Genomic DNA, 18186 nt, shown 5'->3' with positions numbered 1-18186 from the left:
CCCGGCCTTCGTGGTGTTCACTGGTGTCATGGACCCCGACGTCGCCCGGCATCGCATCGACGAGGTGCGCGCCGCCACTGCCGCGCGCCTGGTTTCTCTGCGTGAGCAGTTCGCCGCGATCGTCGCAGGGTCGGAATTCAGCACTGCCGACGACGAGCACGACCCCGAAGGCTCCACCATCGCCTTCGAGCGCGCGAAGATCTCAGGCCTCGCGCGCGACGCCGAAGACGAATTGCGAGAGCTCGACGCAGCCGCCGTCAGGCTCGACGCCGGAACCTACGGTCGCTGCGAACGGTGTGGCTCGGCGATCTCGGACGCCCGGTTGGAGGCGCTGGTGACGGCTCGTCGCTGCATCGACTGCACCGGCCGTCGCTGACTCGGGGGTCGATGCCGAAGAGGCGTTTTGACCTGGGCCGGCCGAAGCCGGTATCGTCCTTCGTTGGCGTGTACGGGCTCGCCGCATGCATTCGTGCGCGGACGAGCTCTCGATCTCGGGTCTCAACTGGCCGCCGAGCTCATCAACACGCCGTGGCCAGCAGCGACATCATGAAGACAGGACTCTTACGTGTCTACATACAGCCCGAAGGCCGGGGACACCACCCGGGCGTGGCATGTGATCGACGCGACGGACGTCGTGCTGGGACGCCTTGCCGTCCAGGCCGCGACTCTGCTTCGCGGCAAGCACAAGCCGACGTACGCACCCAACGTCGACGGTGGCGACTTCGTCGTCATCATCAACGCCGAGAAGGTTGCCATCAGCGGTAACAAGCTCGACGACAAGTTCCACCACCACCACTCCGGCCACCCGGGCGGTCTGAAGTCGCGCTCGACGCGTCAGGTGTTGGAGAACAACCCCGATCGTCTCGTGGAGAAGGCCGTCAAGGGCATGATCCCGAAGAACAAGCTCGGTAATGCCATTGCGAGCAAGCTGAAGGTGTACGCGGGACCGAACCACCCGCACGCAGCGCAGCAGCCCGTTCCGTTCGAGATCAAGCAGGTGTCCCAGTGACGGCGCCGGAGGGAAATGACGTGACGTCGCAGGAAAACCCGGCAGAGGTCGAGGTCAACGAGGCCGAGATCGCTGCGGACGAGTTCGTGTCCGTGGAAGAGCCCGAGGTCACCGCCGAGATCGAAGCCGCTGCAGCAGCGCCTGCTCCGATCGTGTTCGACCGCCCGGTCCAGACCGTCGGTCGTCGTAAGGAAGCTGTCGCTCGTGTCCGGTTCGCGCCGGGTGCCGGTGGCTTCACGCTTAACGGCCGCAGCCTCGAGGACTACTTCCCGAACAAGGTCCACCAGCAGCTCATCAAGGCTCCGCTGGTTCTCGTCGACCGCACCGAGTCGTTCGACATCATCGCTCTGCTGCACGGTGGCGGCCCGTCGGGACAGGCAGGCGCACTGCGTCTGGCCATCTCGCGTGCACTCATCGAGGTCACCCCGGAGGATCGCCCCGCTCTCAAGAGCGCAGGCTTCCTGACGCGTGACGCGCGTGCCGTCGAGCGCAAGAAGTACGGCCTGAAGAAGGCCCGCAAGGCGTCGCAGTACTCCAAGCGCTGACGCGTCTTACAGTTCCACCTGCGAGGGCAGGCGCCCGGCAACGACCGGATGCCTGCCCTCGTGGCTTTTCACCGATGGATCACTTTCGTTTTGCGGCAAGGGGGACGGGTGCGTATGACTCGACTGTTCGGTACCGATGGCGTTCGAGGGTTGGCCAACGCGTTGCTGACTCCGGAGTTGGCGGTGAAGGTCGCCCGGGCAGCGGCCACGGTGTTGGCGCCACGCAACGGGTCGCGTCCGGTTGCGGTCGTGGGCCGCGATCCTCGTGCGAGCGGCGAGATGCTGTCCGCCGCCGTGATCGCCGGTCTGACCGCGTCGGGTGTGGACGTTGTCGACGTCGGCGTGCTCCCGACGCCCGCAGTGGCGTACCTGACGGCCTCGTACGACGCGGCCCTCGGCGTCATGATCTCGGCGTCGCACAACCCGATGCCCGACAACGGCATCAAGATCTTCGCCTCCGGCGGACACAAGCTCGAGGACGACGTCGAGAACCGCATCGAATCGCTCATCGCGGGTGACGGCGAGTTGCCCGCACCGACCGGTGCTGCGATCGGCCGCGTTCGCGTCGACGCCGATGCAGGCGAGAAGTACGTCGAACATCTGCGCACCGCTGTTGGCCACGACCTCGCCGGACTGACCGTCGTCGTCGATTGCGCGAACGGCGCCGCGTCGTCGGTTGCTCCTGCGGTGTACTCGGCAGCGGGCGCGACGGTCGTCGCCATTCATGCCGATCCCGACGGTCTCAACATCAACGACGAGTGCGGATCCACCCACCTCGAGGATCTGCAGAACGCCGTCGTGAAGCACGGAGCCGACATCGGCATCGGCCACGACGGCGACGCCGACCGTTGCCTTGCCGTCGACGCGTCGGGTGCCGTCGTCGACGGCGACGCGATCATGGCGGTGCTGGCGATCGCGATGAAGGAGTCCGGCGAGCTCGCCGAGGACACGCTCGTCGCCACGGTCATGAGCAACCTCGGATTGCACATCGCGATGCGTCAGGCCGGGATCGCCCTGCGTACCGCCGCGGTCGGTGATCGCTACGTTCTCGAAGAGCTACGCGCGGGAAACTTCTCGCTCGGCGGCGAGCAGAGCGGGCACGTCGTGATTCCAGCGCTCGGCACCACCGGCGACGGCATTCTGACCGCGCTGCGGTTGATGGCACGGGTGGCGCAGACCGGACGCACGCTGGCCGATCTGGCGTCGGTGATGCAGACCCTGCCGCAGGTGTTGATCAACGTGAAGGTGTCCGACAAGGCCGCCGTCGCGTCGTCGAAGATCGTCGTCGACGGCGTCGCCGAGGTGGAACGGCAGCTGGGGGACAACGGTCGGGTGCTGTTGCGTCCCAGCGGAACCGAGCAGCTGGTGCGTGTGATGGTCGAAGCCTCCGAGCCCGACCTGGCCCGCCGGCTCGCGCAGGATCTCGCGGACCGGGTCGGGCAGGTCTGAGCCGGAGGGTCAGTCGGTCAGCTCGCGGAGCGCAGTCAGCTGCGCGACGCGGCCCGCGGTGTTCTCCGCGAGCGGCGCGACGTTGAGGGTCGTCACGCCTGCTTCGGCGAACGCCGCGACGCGCTCCTTCACGAAGCTCTCGGGACCGATGAGGTTGACCGCGCGCGCGAGTTCGTCCGGCACCGCCGCGGCGGCCTCTTCCTTCTTGCCTGCCAGGTAGAGATCCTGGATCGTCTCGGCTTCGGCCTCGTACCCGTAGCGCTGCGCGAGGTCGTTGTAGAAGTTCTTGCCCTTCGCGCCCATGCCGCCGATGTACAGCGCGAGGTGCGGCTTGACCCACGGCAGGTACTTGTCGGCGTCCTCACCGATGGCGAGCGTCGGGCTGGCGAAGATCTGCAGGTCACCGAGTGACTCGTCCCGCTTGGCTCGACCGGCTGCCAGCGCGTCTCCCCAGACCTGATCGGCTTTCTCGGGGAAGTAGAAGATCGGCTGCCACCCTTCGGCGATCTCGGCAGTCAGCTCGACGTTCTTCGGCCCCAGCGCTGCAATGACGACCGGAATGCGTTCGCGCACAGGGTGATTGATGAGCTTGAGTGGTTTGCCGAGACCGGTGCCCTTCTCGGCGGGCAGCGGAATCTGATAGTGCTTGCCCTGGTGCTCGACCTTCTCCCGACGCCACACTTGGCGGCAGATCTCGACGACCTCGCGCGTGCGAGCGATCGGGGCGTCGTACTTGACGCCGTGGAATCCCTCGACCACCTGGGGTCCGGAGGCTCCGAGACCGAGCACGAAACGGCCGTCCGAGACGTAGTCGAGGCCTGCTGCCGTCATGGCAGTCAGCGACGGGGTCCTTGTGTAGATCTGAAAGATGCCCGACGCGATCTTGATCGTCGACGTCTTCGCCGCCAGGAAGCCCAGCTGGCTCACGGCGTCGAACGAGTAAGCCTCGGGGACGAAGATGATGTCCAGCCCGGCCTTCTCGAGTTCTGCAACCTCGGCGACGGTTTCGGTGAAACCGCCCGAGTAATTGAGCATCGTTCCGATGTGCATGGGACTCCTCGCAGGTGTGAGCGTTATCTGTGACCCGAGTTTCTCTTGTCGGACGTTAGCCGACTGGGTGGAACCTGTGTCACCGGGGATGCGTCCAACCTCACAGAGACGGTGAGCGAGAGGGTGGGTCCAGTGGGGCACGGCATGGAACTCGATGTGGACGCGGTGACCGAGGTGGCGACCACGGTCGAGGGCACGGCGCGGTCGGTGTCGGCTCTGGCGGACTCGGTAGCCGGGTTCGCCTTCGGCCGCGCGGCGGCGGGGCGCGGCTACGGTGATGTGGCCGACCGCATCGTCGCGGGATACGAGCAGGTCGCGTCGTCGTTTCGCCGATGGGGTGAGGCGCTGGACGACAACGCTGGACGGCTACGGGTGAGCGTCGACGCGTATCGCGCCGCGGATATCGAGAGTGCGGCATCGATCGGCGCACCGCGGTGAGTTTTCCGGTGCAGGGCATGTCGGTCGATCACCTTCTCGACGCAGGCGCGCACGGTCTGCAGTACTTCGAGCGGAACCTGCCCGTGCTCGAGATGCTCGGCCAGGAGACCGACTGGACCTACACGGAGTTGTGCGCCCGCTACGACCAGCAGCGAGGGCTGGACCTCACGAGGCTGCAGGCCGATGCGGATGCGCTCGGTCGCATGGTCGTGGAGGCCCGGCACCACGTCGACGAATCGGAACGCCTCGCATCGGCACTCGAGCAGTCGTGGATCGGTGAGGGCGGCGTCGCTGCGGTCGAGGATGCCCGCCAGGATGCGCGCGACGCCGCCGATCGCGTCGACGCGGCGGGGCAATTGTCGGTCGCGATGCACGGCGCTGCCGACGTGATCGCCGCAAGCGTTCGAGACAAGGCGGATACCTGCGGACGGATCGACGACGCGCAGATCGACGGAGTTCCCGCGTCGGCCGTGGCCGCGATCGTGAAGTACGGGACGACGACGATCGGATCAGGCGCGAACATCGGCATCGTCGCCAATCTGGACGTACCGATCCTGGCGCGGTGGCTCCCGGCGGTCGCCGACTACGTCGGGGAACAGGATCGACTCGACGACGCCGCACTTCGGCAGGTGCAGAAACTGTGCCGCGACTGGCTCCGATCCGCGTTCGCGACCTGTGTGATCGAGACGTGTGCCGCGTTCGTCGACCTCTGCGCGGACACGGACACCGCGGTGCGCGACGCGTTGGCGGTCGTCGCGCAGGCCGCCGAAGCGGTGGACGCATCGGCTTTCCCCGCGGCACCGGATGCGCAGTTCGCGCCCGTGCGGCCTGCATCGGTGGAGCCTGCTCTGTCGTGCGAGAACAAAAGTGCTGTGCAGCCGCATGATTCGGCGCCCACGCCCGCGCCCGCTGCGACGCTGCCGTCTTCGGAGTCCAGGCCTTGGCCGTCCGGTTCGCAGATGCCCGACGTCCGTGCGCTCGAATCTCCGTCGCCCGAACGGATTCCGAGTCTCGCCGAGTTCGCTGCGGTGGTCGAGGCCGCCGTCGCGGCGGTCACCGACGACATCGGCGAACAGATACGAGCTGCATTGGACGACTTCCGGCAGCAACTCGAGCATGCCGCACCGTCGGAGTTCGCGGCTCCACTCGACGCCGACCGGCAGTCCGGCGATGCACCGCCCGCCGTCGAACGACCGGAGACATCACCTGAATCCGCCGATGATGAACCGTCGCAACATGATTCACTTCTCCAGCCGAACCCGCAGCCGGGCCCTCCGCCGCCTCCTGGGCCGCCCGGTGACGGCACCGAACGCGGACACCTCGACGCCGAGCTCGACGGCTACCACGCCCGCGTCGCATTGGCGCACGACGGCACGATGTCGTTGAATCTCGGCACACCCGACGGTGGGAGCAGGCGGTTCGAGTTGCGGATCGGTCCGATGGGTCTGCCCGTCGTCGTCGAAATGTTCGACGACGACGTCGCGCCGGTGGTGACTCCACCCGTACCGGAATCGGCACCTGGTCAGCAGCCGCCCGCGCCGGTCGTCGACCGGACGCCCGTCGCACCCCAGCCGAGCCCGCTGCCGGATCCGCCGCCGGCGCCGCAACTCGAGCCGGACCCCGAGCCCGAGCCAGCGGTCGCGCACTGCCCTCCGGAGCCTGCCGAGCCGGAGCCGGTGCCGGCCGAATCGATCACAGGATCATCACCACCCGACAGCTCGTCGGGCGCACGACTCGTCGAGGCAGGTCCGCTGTGAACGAATGGCAGGCCAAACTCGACGTCGTTCGCGAAGCCCATCGACACGCGGTGGGCAGAGCGTCGACACGGCTGGAGAACGCATCGAGACGATCGCCGCGGGGCCAGCCGCCGTCTACCGAACCGGCCTACGAATCGGAGTCATCGTTCCTGCTCCCGGCGAACCTGGACACCCGCCGGGTCGCTCCCCGGCCCGCGGCCGACGAACCGTCGACAGGGTGGTTGGTCTGATCAGCGACCGATGAGGGCGCGTGCAGCCGACAGGGGACTGGGCTTGGGCTGCTCTTCGATGGGCGCGTGCGGGTCGATGACGCGGCTGCCCTTCAGTTCCACGCTTCCCGCCAACTCCTCGTACTTCTTCTCGCCTGCGATGTGGAAGAGGAGGAACGCGGTCAGGAGCGAACGCACGCTCTTGACCGTCGACTTCTCGGTGCCGCCGACGCCGATGGGCGCGAGAAGTCGCCTGCCTTCGACGATGCCGTCGGACGACGCCTTGCCGATCCGGCGCAGCACGGACGGTCCGCCCCAGGCGCCCGCGAGCGCGAGCGTGTTGTCGTCGAGCGAGTCGGTGAAGGCGGCGTCGCCCAGCACGAGACCGGGAACGGTCAGTCCGGCAGCGGCTTCTTCCGCACTGGGGGTGCTCGGTGCCGGGAAGAGCGAGGCGACGGCCTTGACGTCCGATCGTGCTGCAGCCGCGAGGACGGCGACGCTGGCACCCATGCCGTGTCCGGCGACGGCCAACTTCTCCGGGTGCACGCTGATGTCTCCGGTGCCCAGGCGCACCCCGGTCATGATGTCGAGGACGGTGCCGAGGTCGGCTGCCAGCCCGCGGTGCGACGGCATCGGACCGCGCTCGGTGTCCGGTGCCGCGGCGACGATCCCCCAGGACGCGAGGTGTTTCAACGTGTCCGAGTAGCGGGACGCACCGAGCATCCAGCCGTGGCCGAACGCGACGGCAGGGAGGTTGTAGCCCTCGGCGGGGGTGTAGACGACACCGGGTTGTCCGGCGAGCGCGAGATCGCCGCGGAGCACCTTGTGCGGGCCGCGCTTGGTCAACTGTGCTGCGAGCTTGCTGGATGTCGCCACGGAAGTAGACGCTATCGGATAGCCGGAAGTGTGGGGGTGAGCGCCGCCGACGAGTGGCGAGAAAGTGACCCACGACGAACGGATTCGGGTTGACGGTTCCGGCGCGGGTAGCCTGAACCACCATGTGCGGAATCGTGGGATACGTCGGCCATCGCCCCGCTCTCGGGGTCGTGGTCGAGGCGCTTCGGCGTATGGAATACCGGGGGTACGACTCCGCAGGCATTGCGATCCTCGACGGTCAGGGCAACACCGCCATCGAGCGCAAGGCGGGCCGACTCGCCAATCTGGAGGCCGAGCTCGACGAGGTCGGAACCGAGAAGTTCGTCGGGACGACGGGTATGGGCCACACTCGGTGGGCGACGCACGGTCGTCCTACCGATCGCAACGCTCACCCGCACCGGGACGTCTCCGGCTCGGTGGCGGTCGTCCACAACGGCATCATCGAGAACTTCGGTCCGCTTCGGGCCGAGCTCGAAGCCGAGGGCGTCGAGTTCAAGAGCGACACCGACACCGAGGTGGCCGTTCACCTCGTGTCGCTGGCGTATGCGAGCGGTCCGACGGCCGGTGACTTCGTCGCGAGCGCCAAGGCGGTGATGCGCCGACTCGAAGGCGCGTTCACGCTGGTGTTCACGCATTCCGATCACGCGGACACGATCGTCGCGGCACGTCGTTCGACGCCGCTGGTCGTCGGCGTCGGTGACGGCGAGACGTTCATCGGATCGGACGTCGCGGCGTTCATCGAGCACACGCGCGACGCGGTCGAGCTCGGGCAGGACCAGGTCGTCGTCATCACTTCGGACGGCTACGAGATCTCCGATTTCGACGGCAACTTCGCGTCGGGACGCCCGTTCCACATCGATTGGGACCTCGCGGCCGCGGAGAAGGGCGGCTACGACTACTTCATGCTGAAGGAGATCCAGGAGCAGCCCGCTGCGGTCGGCGACACACTGCTCGGCCACTTCGAGAACCGGCGCATCGTGCTCGACGAGCAGCGGTTGTCGGAACAGGAGCTCCGCGACGTCGACAAGGTCTTCGTCGTCGCGTGCGGCAGCTCGTACCACTCGGGCCTGCTCGCCAAGTACGCGATCGAGCACTGGACGCGTCTTCCCGTCGAGGTCGAACTAGCCAGCGAGTTCCGCTACCGCGACCCGGTTCTGGACCGGTCGACTCTGGTCGTCGCGATCTCGCAGTCGGGTGAGACCGCGGACACTCTCGAAGCCGTTCGGCACGCGAAGGAACAGAACGCCCGCGTCCTCGCGGTCTGCAACACCAACGGCTCGCAGATTCCGCGTGAGGCCGACGCCGTCGTCTACACGCGGACCGGTCCGGAGATCGGCGTCGCGTCGACCAAGGCGTTCCTCGCCCAGGTGACCGCGAACTACGTCGTCGGACTCGCGTTGGCGCAGGCCCGCGGCACGAAGTATCCCGACGAGGTGGCTCGCGAGTACGCCGACCTCGAAGCGATGCCGAAGCTGGTGCAACGCGTGCTCGACACCGTCGAGCCGATCCGCGCTCTGGCCCGCGAGCTGGCACACACGTCGACCATCCTGTTCCTGGGACGGCACGTCGGGTACCCGGTCGCGTTGGAGGGCGCCTTGAAGCTCAAGGAACTCGCGTACATGCATGCGGAGGGATTCGCCGCAGGCGAGCTCAAGCACGGTCCGATCGCGCTGATCGAGGACGGCGTCCCGGTCATCGTCGTGATGCCGTCGCCCAAGGGCCGCGCGGTGTTGCATTCGAAGCTGCTGTCGAACATCCGCGAGGTCCAAGCCCGTGGCGCGCTGACCATCGTCATCGCGGAGGAAGGCGACGAGGCCGTGCGTCCGTTCGCCGACCACCTCATCGAGATCCCGGCGGCACCCACGCTGCTGCAGCCGTTGCTGTCGACCGTTCCGCTGCAGGCGTTCGCCGCCGAGGTGGCGCAGGCACGCGGGTACGACGTCGACAAGCCGCGCAACCTGGCGAAATCCGTCACTGTCGAGTGATGCGCAGCCGCCCGAAAGGACGACCATGCGGGGCTACTACACACCGGACCAGGTCCGCGACGCCGAACGACCGCTGCTCGAGGCGGGCCCGCCCGGGGCGCTGATGCGCCGCGCCGCATACGGCCTGACGAACGTCGTGGTCGGCGAACTGCTCGCCCGGACGGGCGGCGTCGTCGGCCGTGAGGTCTGCGTGCTCGTCGGATCGGGTGACAACGGCGGCGACGGTTTGTGGGCCGGTGCGATGCTGCGACAACGCGGCGTCGCAGTCGAAGCAGTTCTGTTGAAACCGGATCGCGCGCATGCCGAGGGCCTTGCCGCATTCCGGAGAGCGGGCGGCAAGGTCGTCGAGTCTCCTGGTGAGCCGGACCTCGTGGTCGACGCCATCGTCGGAATCTCCGGCAAGGGTCCGCTGCGTCCCGACGCCGACGCACTCGTGTCCGCCCTCGACGCACCGATCGTCGCCGCCGACATCCCGAGCGGCGTCGACCCGGAGACCGGCAGTGTCGACGGCCCGGCCGTGCGCGCGGCGGTCACGGTGGCGTTCGGCGCGCGCAAGCCCGCGCACGTGCTGGCCGTACCGTATTGCGGCAGAGTCGAACTCGTCGACATCGGCCTGGATCTGCCGGATCCGTATCTGTCCGCGTTCGAGCCCGCGGACGTCGGTGCCCTGTGGCCCATTCCGAGAGCGACGGACGACAAGTACACCCAGGGCGTCGTCGGAGTGTCGGCGGGTAGCGATCGCTATCCGGGCGCTGCATTGCTGTGCACCGGCGCGGCCGTCGCGGCGACGTCGGGCATGGTCCGATACGTGGGAAGTGCTGCGGCAGAGGTCGTGTCGCACTACCCGGAAGTCATCGCCGCGTCCGACCCGCAGAGCAGTGGCCGCGTGCAGGCCTGGGCGGTCGGGCCTGGCTTCGGCACCGACGACGTGTCGAAGCAGTGGCTGACCGACATTCTCGCGTCCGATCTCCCCGTCGTCGTCGATGCCGACGGTCTGACCGTCCTGGCGTCGAATCCCGGGCTCGTGAGGGACCGGACGGCGCCGACGCTGCTGACACCGCATGCAGGCGAGTTCGAGCGGCTCACGGGACAGGCGCCCGGTCCCGACCGCGTCGCCTCGGTTCGTGCGTTGGCTGCCGAATGGGGTGTGACCGTGCTGCTGAAGGGCAGGGCAACCGTCATCGCGGATCCCGACGGCACCACCTACGTCAACGACGCGGGTGGGTCGGCTGCGTCGACGGCCGGCTCGGGAGACGTGCTGTCCGGCATTCTGGGCGCGCTGCTGGCGTCGGGCATGACCCCGTCGACGGCCGCGGCATGTGGCGCGCGGGTGCATTCTCTCGCCGCGGCGACGGCCGCCCATGGGGTCGACGGCGAGTTCGCCGCCCCCATCTCGGCGAGTCCGCTGCTGTCGGCACTACCGGACGCGATCAGGATTGTGCGGTCCGTCACCACCGGCGAGTAACGAGAGAAGCAGCTCGTCGGGTCGAATGGGGCTTCGGCGGGGTCGAATGGCACTATCGAATGCTGTGCAGAGTGGAACGACGGAACCTATCGACCGGGATCGCGGTGATTCGGATGCCGTGTCCACGGTGTTCGTCGATCTCGACGCCATAGCGCACAACGTACGAATTCTGCGCGGCCACGCGGGTGGCGCCGGGGTCATGGTCGTCGTCAAGGCAGACGCCTACAACCACGGCGCTGTCGAGGTGGCTCGCACGGCTCTCGGAGCTGGGGCGCGGGAACTCGGCGTCACAACGGTCCACGAGGCTCTCGTTCTGCGCAACGCAGGCATCACCGCGCCGATCCTGGCGTGGCTGCACCACGTGGACACCGATTTCTCGCCTGCGATCGTCGCGGACGTCGAACTGGGGCTGTCGTCGACGATGCAGCTCGAGGCGGTCCTCACCGCCGCGCGATCGGTAGGCAGGACAGCCACGGTCACGCTGAAGATCGACACCGGACTGAACCGGAACGGAATCGACCCCGCGGACCTGGACGACGTGATCGACGTGCTCCGCGGCGCAGTGGCCGACGGTACGGCCCGGCTGCGCGGTGTGTTCTCCCATCTCGCGTGCGCCGATGTGCCCGATCATCCGGCCAACGACCAGCAAGCCGAGTCGTTACGCGCCGCGGTGGCGAGGCTTCGCGCGGCGGGCCTGCACCCCGAGGTCACTCACCTCGCGAATTCCGCGGCCACTCTGACGCGGCCGGATCTGCACTTCGACCTCGTGCGCCCCGGAATCGCTGCCTACGGTCTGTCGCCGATACCCGAACTCGGAGACTTCGGTCTGCGGCCGGCCATGACCGTGTCGACGAAGGTCGCGCTCGTGAAGAAGGTCCGTGCCGGGCAGGGAGTGTCCTACGGGCACACCTGGAGCGCGCCGGAGGACACCGTCGTCGCCCTGATTCCGATGGGTTACGCGGACGGCGTCCGACGCAACCTCAGCGGCCGCTTCGACGTCGGCATCGGTGGCCGTCGGTTCCCCGCCGTCGGACGCGTCTGCATGGATCAATTCGTCGTCGACCTCGGGCCCGACGGCGCAGGCGTCGCGGTCGGCGATACTGCAGTACTGTTCGGCTCCGGGGAGAACGGCGAGCCGGTCGCGCAGGACTGGGCCGACACGTTGGACACCATCCACTACGAGGTGGTCACCGGCATCGGCGGGCGAATCAAGCGCGAATTCGGGGGAGTCGGAGCGGGCAACACTGCAGCGGGGGAGGTGCAGGCGTGAAGTGGTCGTCCAATTTCGGCATCGTCAGCAGCGTCGGCATCGCCTTGCGCGAGACGGTTCTGAGGTCGAACAAGGATCCGCTGGCAGGTGAGAACCTGGACCTGATGGACGCCGATCGCGGGTCGATCGTGACGGCCGACGACGGGGTTTCGCTCGCCGTGCGAGAAGTAGGTCCCTCCGACGCGCCGATCACCGTGGTGTTCGTGCACGGATACTGCCTTCGCATGGCGTCGTGGCACTTTCAGCGGCAAGCCCTCGAACAAGAGTGGGGCTCGTCGATTCGGATGGTCTTCTACGACCAGCGCGGGCACGGACGCTCCGGTGTCCCGACGCCGGAGAGCTGCACCATCAAGCAACTCGGTCTCGATCTCGACGCCGTCATTCGTGCCGTTGCCCCGCGCGGACACCTGATGCTGATCGGCCACTCGATGGGCGGCATGTCCATTCTGTCGATGGTCCGTCAACGCCCGGAATCGGTGCGAGACAGGGTCGTCGGCGTCGGACTCATCTCGACGACGGCAGCAGGTCTCGCCGAGACGGGCCTCGGTCGCAGTCTCGACAACCCCGTCGTCGACGCGTTCCGGCTCGCCGTGCGGACGTCGCCTGGCGTGGTCCAGTTCGGGCGGGGCGCGGTGCGCGCCTTGATCGCTCCGGTGCTGCGGGCCGCGTCGTACGGCACGCGGGTCAGTCCACGCCTCGTCGAGTTCTCGCAGTCGATGATCGACGACACGTCCGTCGTGACCATCGTCAATTTCCTGAAGACGCTCGAACTCCACGACGAGAAGGACGCTCTGACCGAACTCGAGCGTATTCCCGTGTCGGTCATCTGCGGTGACGACGATTGGATCATTCCGTTCGCGAGCTCGCAGGCGCTCGCCGACGCGTTGCCGGAATCGGAGATGGTGCGCATCCGTCAGGCCGGGCACCTGGTTCAGCTGGAGTTCCCCGACAAGGTCAATGCTGCTCTGATCCGATTGGGTTCGCGCGCAACCGAATTGCGTAGTCGACGACGTGCGGGGCGGCGGGGCATTGGCTGAGCACGACGAGCTGTTCTTCGACGGTCGGGAGATCTTCCTGCCCGAGGCAGCGGACACCGAAGCGTTCGGGTACCGGCTCGCGCAGGAACTCGTTGCGGGTGACCTCGTGGTGCTCGACGGTCCGCTCGGCGCAGGCAAGACCGCGATGACGAGGGGTATCGCGGCGGGCCTCGGCGTGCGGGGCCGTGTCAGCTCGCCGACGTTCGTCATCGCGCGCGAGCATCGACCGGGAGTGCGCCCGAACGGGGATGCCCCGGTGGCTCTCGTGCATGTCGACGCGTACCGACTGGGCATGACGGGTCAGTCGGCTCTCGACGAACTCGACGCCCTGGATCTCGACACCGACCTCGATGGTGCGGTGGTCGTGGTCGAGTGGGGCGAGGGGCTGGTCGAGACGCTGAGCGACGGGCACGTGTCGGTGCGAATCCGGCGTGACCCCGAATCCGACGTTCGAACCGTGCAGCTGCGCCGTGTCGAATCGTCCGATGCGGCGTCGTAGGCGCACTGACGTGCGGGTACCCTGAACAACCGTGCTTGTTCTCGCCGTCGACACCTCCACGCCCGCCGTCACTGCCGGTGTGGTGCGGCTCACCGACGGAACCGTCGTTCCTGTCTCGCAGCGCGTGGTGGTCGACGCTCGCCTGCACGCCGAGATCCTGACCCCGAACATTCTCGAATGCCTGTCCGACGCCGGCCTGGCGCCCGGCGACCTGGGTGCCGTCGTCGTGGGCGTCGGACCGGGACCGTTCACCGGTCTTCGTGTCGGTATGGCCACCGCGGCCGCATTCGGGGACGCCTTGTCGATCCCCGTCCACGGCGTCTGCAGTCTCGACGGCATCGCGTCCGAACTCGCCGACGAGTCGGAGCTGCTCGTGATCACCGACGCTCGCCGACGCGAAATCTATTGGGCGCGTTATCGAGACGGTGTCCGCGTGTCAGGGCCGGACGTCTGCGCCCCCGGTGCGCTCGATGTCGCGGGTGCCACAGCGACCGCAGGCTCGCCGCCGCACACCGCGCTGTTCGATCTGCCCGCGCGCGACGTCACGTCGCCGAGCCCGACGGGACTCGTCCTGGCAGCACAGAATCTGCTGACGGACGGGATCGCCCCGGCTCCGCTCGTTCCGCTGTATCTGCGCAGGCCCGACGCCAAGACTCTCGACGAGCGCGCGGCCGAGAAGAAGGCGTCGTCGTGACCGTGACGCTGTCGCCGTTGACACCAGCCGACGCCGAGGCGTGCGCCGAGCTCGAGACGGTGTTGTTTCCCGGCGACGACCCGTGGACGGCACAGGCGTTTCTGTCGGAACTCGCTGCGCCGCACAATCATTACGTTGCGGCGCGCGAGAACGGCCTGTTGGTGGGGTATGCGGGTATCGCCCTGCTCGGGCGGGGTGAATCTGCGGAGTCCGAAGTGCACACCATCGGCGTCGACCCGTCGATGCACCGCCGCGGAGTCGGCGGCGCGATGATGAACGACCTTCTCGCTGCGGCAGATCGGCACGGCGGCCCGGTGTTCCTCGAAGTGCGCACCGACAACACCGCCGCCATCGAACTCTATGTGCGCGAAGGCTTCGTCGTCGTCGGCACCCGGCGCAACTATTATCAGCCGAGCGGCGCGGACGCGTACACGATGCGGCGTCCGGCAGCTGGAAGTGAAGGTGAACTGTCGTGATCGTCATGGGGATCGAAAGCTCGTGTGACGAAACGGGTGTCGGAGTCGTCCGGTGGCGCGAGCCCGGTGTGTGTGAGATGCTCGCCGACGAGGTCGCATCGAGCGTCGACGAACACGCGCGCTACGGCGGCGTCGTTCCCGAAGTCGCGTCGCGCGCGCATCTCGAGGCGATCGTCCCGACGATGCGTCGTGCACTCGCGGCCGCGGACATCGACCGTCCCGACGCCGTCGCAGTCACGATCGGTCCTGGTCTTGCCGGTGCCCTCCTGGTGGGAGTTGCTGCAGCCAAAGCATATTCGGCAGCATGGGGTGTTCCGTTCTATGCCGTCAACCATCTCGGCGGACACGTCGCCGTCGACACGATCGAGCACGGTCCGATGCCGTCGTGCGTCGCGCTGCTGGTGTCGGGTGGCCACACCCATCTATTGCACGTGAAGGATCTCGGCTCGCCGATCACCGAGCTCGGCACCACCGTCGACGACGCAGCGGGTGAAGCGTTCGACAAGGTGGCGCGGTTGCTGGGCCTCGGTTTCCCCGGTGGGCCCGCGCTCGATGCCGCTGCGCGCGAGGGCGATCCGCACGCCATCGCATTCCCGCGTGGCATGACCGGTCCGAGGGACGCCCGCTACGACTTCTCGTTCTCCGGTGTGAAGACGGCGGTGGCCCGATTCGTCGAAGCGCGGGGGCGTGCCGGTGACACCGTCCCCGTGGCGGACATCGCCGCGTCGTTCCAGGAGTCCGTCGCGGACGTCCTGACGATGAAGGCCGTGCGAGCGGCCGAGGACGTCGGGGTCGACACCCTGGTTCTGGGTGGCGGCGCAACCGCCAACTCACGAATTCGCTCGTTGGTCGAGTCACGCTGTGCGGCAGCAGGTTTGACGCTTCGCATTCCCAAGCCGCGTCTGTGCACCGACAACGGGGTCATGATCGCGTCGTTGGGTGCGCACCTCGTCGCAGGGGGAGCCGCGCCGTCGGACCTGCGTGCCGCGACCGATCCGGGACTCGAAGTGTCCACCTCGATCGTGTCGGGGCGTGACTAGTACCTACTCGCTCGACGTGGTGGTCGGGTTCGGTTGCGACGCCGTCGTGGGCGCAGGCTGCGCGGACGCGCTGGGCGTGGGTGCAGGCGGGGACCACACGGTGGGCGGCGGAGCCAATTCCGGTGACGTGGGTGAGTTGTCGACGACCGTGGTCGGTATGGACGGCACGGTCACGATGGCCGTCGGCTCCGTCGGCTCCGACGGCGAGTTCGACGGTGTGTCGGACGGGCTTTCTGTCGGTCCTCCCGGCGACGGCGTGGGACTCACGGGTTCGGTCGTGCTCTGGGGCGGAGGAGGCGTCGACGGTTCCGGCGTCCGGGTCACCGGCGGCGGCGACGGTTCGGTCGGCTGTGCCGGGTACGGGATGAGCGGCAGGTCCGGCGCCGGATGCAGTGTCGGCGTGCGGGTCGACGACGGTGCAGGCGTGGCCGGGACGGCGTCTGCCGCTGGCGACGTCGGCCGCTGCGAGTACGACGCATCGCTGTCGGTCGGCAGGGCCGGGGCGGACTCGCGCGACGTGGCTGCCGACGAAGTGCCGGTCGTCGTGTTCGGCACCTCCTGGCCGACCTGAGACGTCTGCGGCTGCGACGGGGAAGCGGAGCCTGCGGGGGAGTAGCCCGCGTCGTCGGACGGCACCAACATCTGCACGCCGTATGCCAGGACGATTCCGCCGACGACGAGCGCGCCGACCAGTGCGCCCGAGAAGCGGCCGACGGACTTCGTCTGGCCGTCGCCGCGCGCACCGATGGTGGGGTACAGATGACCGGTTCCGGTGAGGGACACCTGCGCGGCTCCCTGTGCGAGAACCGTGTCGGGTTCGGACACCACGAGAACCGGCACGCCGAGCACTGCCTCGAACACGGTGCGGATCGACGGCGTGTTCGCGCCGCCGCCGACCAGCACGACGGCCTCTGCATCGACGTCGTGATCGGTGGCGAGACGCGCCGCAGTCTGCGCCACGGTCGTCACCAGCGGGCGCATCGCGGCATCGAGATCTGCCCGGCGCACGGTGGAGGTGCCGAGATCGACGGAATCGTGGGTGGACAGGTGTTCCTTCGTCGAGCGGTAGCGGGCCGAACCGACGCCGCGTTCGTCGCGAAGGTCGTCACGTACGTCGCGGCGGCGGGTCGGATGGCCGTGAACGAGGTCCCTGACCAGGGTGTCGACGACCTCACCACCGAAGGTGTCGGTGCGCTCGCTTGCATGCACGACGCCCGACGACGAGTCCACGATCGACACGGTGGTGCCGGACGCGCCGACGTCGACGATCGCGACGTTGCCGTAGCGGGCGATGAGACCGGATTCGGCCAGGAACGCATGGGCAGCGGTGGTCTCCGGGATCAAGGCGACGGCGCGGCGGGAATGCGCAAGGGCCGACCGTATCGACGCTGCCTGTTCGGGAGTGCGGTACGACACGGAGATCGCGTCCGGCTGGTGCCGTTCGGTCGAATGTGTGCCGTGACCGGCAGAGACGGGCGCCAACGACGTCATCAACTCGACGGCGGAGGCCACGAGCTCCCCGATGTCGGTGTTCGCTTGAGAATCGGCCGACACCGTGCGGTACTCGACGGTGGTCGAGCCGTCGTCCTCGGCGACGACGAGGGCGGCGCACACGACTTCGGTTCCCGTCGAGACTCCGAGTCCGACTCGCATCGTGCACCTCCTGCCCTGTTCGTCGGTCATCGCGCCCCGAGAATTTCTGCTTTTCGCGCACAGCTCTGCGCCGACTATCACGCCCCGTTATCTTAACGTTACAGAACAATTCCCGCGTATGTGAAACTCGGCACTCGAAAAACGCTATGACAAGGAAGTTCGCTGTTTTTGTTGGAGCCATCGAGGTGATCATGGACGAACGCAACCCCTATTCGGCGTTGACCGACCAGCAGCGTCGAGCATTGTTGCGACGCGCGATCGCACGGCCGCTCGTCACCGCCCTCGTCCTGACCACGGTCTACTTCGTCGTTCCGATGGAGGACATCAGGGACATCACGACGGTGGCTCTGCTCGCGCTGGTACTCGTCGTCGTGGGTGTCGTCTGCGTGTGGCAGGTGGTCAGGGTGGTTCGATCCGACTATCCGGCGGTACAGGCCGTCGAAGCCCTCGCGGCCGTGATTCCGGCATATCTGATCGGTTTTTCGACCGTTTATTACCTGGCCTATGCAGCGTCCTCACAGAATTTCACCGAACCGGTCTCCAGAATGGGAAGCCTCTATTTCACGATGTCGGTGTTCGCGACCGTCGGATTCGGCGATATCGCAGCCTCGACCGATTTCACGCGCGCCATCGTCACCGTGCAGATGGTCTGCAATCTGCTGATCATCGCGCTCGGCGGCAGATTGTTCGTCGCAGCCATCCGACGAGGGCAGGCGCGCCGCAAACACTAACGT

The 18186-nt window shown here is 67.6% G+C and carries 18 protein-coding genes; 15 read left to right on the top strand and 3 right to left on the bottom strand.

Going from position 1 to position 18186, the window contains the following annotated elements; translation table 11 throughout:
• Positions 1 to 28 precede the first annotated feature (28 nt).
• From DK926_RS20130 to glmM, 4 genes are all read left to right on the top strand, one after another.
• Complete coding sequence (locus DK926_RS20130) at positions 29 to 376, top strand: TraR/DksA C4-type zinc finger protein (protein WP_114331922.1); 348 nt, start codon at positions 29 to 31, stop codon at positions 374 to 376.
• A gap of 189 nt (positions 377 to 565) precedes the next feature.
• The gene (gene rplM / locus DK926_RS20125) at positions 566 to 1009 is read left to right on the top strand and encodes a 50S ribosomal protein L13 (RefSeq protein ID WP_068432222.1); all 444 of its coding nucleotides are present in this window, start codon (positions 566 to 568) and stop codon (positions 1007 to 1009) included.
• Positions 1006 to 1554 carry a 30S ribosomal protein S9 gene (gene rpsI / locus DK926_RS20120; RefSeq protein ID WP_084424115.1) on the top strand — a complete coding sequence of 183 codons (549 nt, stop codon included), beginning with the start codon at positions 1006 to 1008 and terminating at the stop codon, positions 1552 to 1554. The genes rplM and rpsI overlap by 4 nt, the downstream gene beginning before the upstream one ends.
• Before the next feature lie 114 nt (positions 1555 to 1668).
• Positions 1669 to 3003 carry a phosphoglucosamine mutase gene (gene glmM, locus DK926_RS20115; RefSeq protein ID WP_114331899.1) on the top strand — a complete coding sequence of 445 codons (1335 nt, stop codon included), beginning with the start codon at positions 1669 to 1671 and terminating at the stop codon, positions 3001 to 3003.
• A gap of 9 nt (positions 3004 to 3012) precedes the next feature.
• Here glmM and DK926_RS20110 read toward each other — a convergent pair whose 3' ends face one another.
• Positions 3013 to 4053, bottom strand: coding sequence for an LLM class F420-dependent oxidoreductase (locus DK926_RS20110; protein WP_068432216.1), 1041 nt, complete (start codon positions 4051 to 4053; stop codon positions 3013 to 3015).
• Between the two features lie 144 nt (positions 4054 to 4197).
• On the opposite strand from DK926_RS20110, the gene DK926_RS20105 reads away from it, so the two are divergent.
• Together DK926_RS20105 and DK926_RS26880 are read left to right on the top strand one after the other, a co-directional pair.
• Positions 4198 to 4491 (top strand): hypothetical protein, encoded by a 294-nt coding sequence (locus DK926_RS20105; RefSeq protein WP_114331898.1) that lies wholly within the window; start codon positions 4198 to 4200, stop codon positions 4489 to 4491.
• The gene (locus DK926_RS26880; RefSeq protein ID WP_114331897.1) at positions 4488 to 6248 is read left to right on the top strand and encodes a hypothetical protein; all 1761 of its coding nucleotides are present in this window, start codon (positions 4488 to 4490) and stop codon (positions 6246 to 6248) included. The genes DK926_RS20105 and DK926_RS26880 overlap by 4 nt, the downstream gene beginning before the upstream one ends.
• A 230-nt stretch (positions 6249 to 6478) precedes the next feature.
• Here the strand turns inward: DK926_RS26880 and DK926_RS20090 are convergent, their stop codons facing one another.
• Positions 6479 to 7333, bottom strand: a complete 855-nt coding sequence (locus DK926_RS20090) for a hypothetical protein (RefSeq protein WP_114331895.1) — start codon at positions 7331 to 7333, stop codon at positions 6479 to 6481.
• A gap of 122 nt (positions 7334 to 7455) precedes the next feature.
• Between DK926_RS20090 and glmS the strand changes: the two genes are divergently transcribed.
• Genes glmS through tsaD form a run of 8 tightly spaced genes read left to right on the top strand, consistent with a single transcriptional unit; the run spans position 7456 to position 15799 of the window.
• Positions 7456 to 9318 carry a glutamine--fructose-6-phosphate transaminase (isomerizing) gene (gene glmS, locus DK926_RS20085; protein ID WP_114331894.1) on the top strand — a complete coding sequence of 621 codons (1863 nt, stop codon included), beginning with the start codon at positions 7456 to 7458 and terminating at the stop codon, positions 9316 to 9318.
• A gap of 25 nt (positions 9319 to 9343) precedes the next feature.
• Complete coding sequence (locus DK926_RS20080; RefSeq protein ID WP_114331893.1) at positions 9344 to 10783, top strand: NAD(P)H-hydrate dehydratase; 1440 nt, start codon at positions 9344 to 9346, stop codon at positions 10781 to 10783.
• 46 nt (positions 10784 to 10829) lie between these two features.
• A complete protein-coding gene (alr, locus tag DK926_RS20075; RefSeq protein WP_114331892.1) occupies positions 10830 to 12053 on the top strand; it encodes an alanine racemase in 1224 nt (407 codons plus the stop codon).
• 44 nt (positions 12054 to 12097) lie between these two features.
• Positions 12098 to 13090 (top strand): alpha/beta hydrolase, encoded by a 993-nt coding sequence (locus DK926_RS20070; RefSeq protein WP_240931182.1) that lies wholly within the window; start codon positions 12098 to 12100, stop codon positions 13088 to 13090.
• Entirely contained in the window at positions 13083 to 13589 is a 507-nt protein-coding gene (gene tsaE, locus DK926_RS20065; protein WP_114331921.1) for a tRNA (adenosine(37)-N6)-threonylcarbamoyltransferase complex ATPase subunit type 1 TsaE, read from the top strand. The genes DK926_RS20070 and tsaE overlap by 8 nt, the downstream gene beginning before the upstream one ends.
• Before the next feature lie 31 nt (positions 13590 to 13620).
• Entirely contained in the window at positions 13621 to 14283 is a 663-nt protein-coding gene (gene tsaB, locus DK926_RS26875) for a tRNA (adenosine(37)-N6)-threonylcarbamoyltransferase complex dimerization subunit type 1 TsaB (protein WP_114331891.1), read from the top strand.
• Positions 14280 to 14759 (top strand): ribosomal protein S18-alanine N-acetyltransferase, encoded by a 480-nt coding sequence (rimI, locus tag DK926_RS26870; RefSeq protein WP_114331890.1) that lies wholly within the window; start codon positions 14280 to 14282, stop codon positions 14757 to 14759. Before tsaB ends, rimI begins: the two co-directional genes overlap by 4 nt.
• A complete protein-coding gene (tsaD, locus tag DK926_RS20050; protein WP_114331889.1) occupies positions 14756 to 15799 on the top strand; it encodes a tRNA (adenosine(37)-N6)-threonylcarbamoyltransferase complex transferase subunit TsaD in 1044 nt (347 codons plus the stop codon). The genes rimI and tsaD overlap by 4 nt, the downstream gene beginning before the upstream one ends.
• Before the next feature lie 3 nt (positions 15800 to 15802).
• Here tsaD and DK926_RS20045 read toward each other — a convergent pair whose 3' ends face one another.
• Positions 15803 to 17452, bottom strand: coding sequence for an Hsp70 family protein (locus tag DK926_RS20045; protein ID WP_165839630.1), 1650 nt, complete (start codon positions 17450 to 17452; stop codon positions 15803 to 15805).
• Positions 17453 to 17643: 191 nt separating this feature from the next.
• Here DK926_RS20045 and DK926_RS20040 point away from each other — a divergent pair, with 191 nt between their 5' ends.
• On the top strand, positions 17644 to 18183 hold the full coding sequence (locus DK926_RS20040) for a potassium channel family protein (RefSeq protein WP_114331887.1): 540 nt from the start codon (positions 17644 to 17646) through the stop codon (positions 18181 to 18183).
• The last annotated feature ends 3 nt before the right edge of the window (positions 18184 to 18186 follow it).

It is taken from the genome of Rhodococcus sp. Eu-32 (genome assembly GCF_003336925.1).
GTDB classification, from domain to species: Bacteria; Actinomycetota; Actinomycetes; order Mycobacteriales; family Mycobacteriaceae; genus Rhodococcoides; species Rhodococcoides kyotonensis_B.
This window is presented reverse-complemented; position numbering and strand designations above follow the sequence as displayed.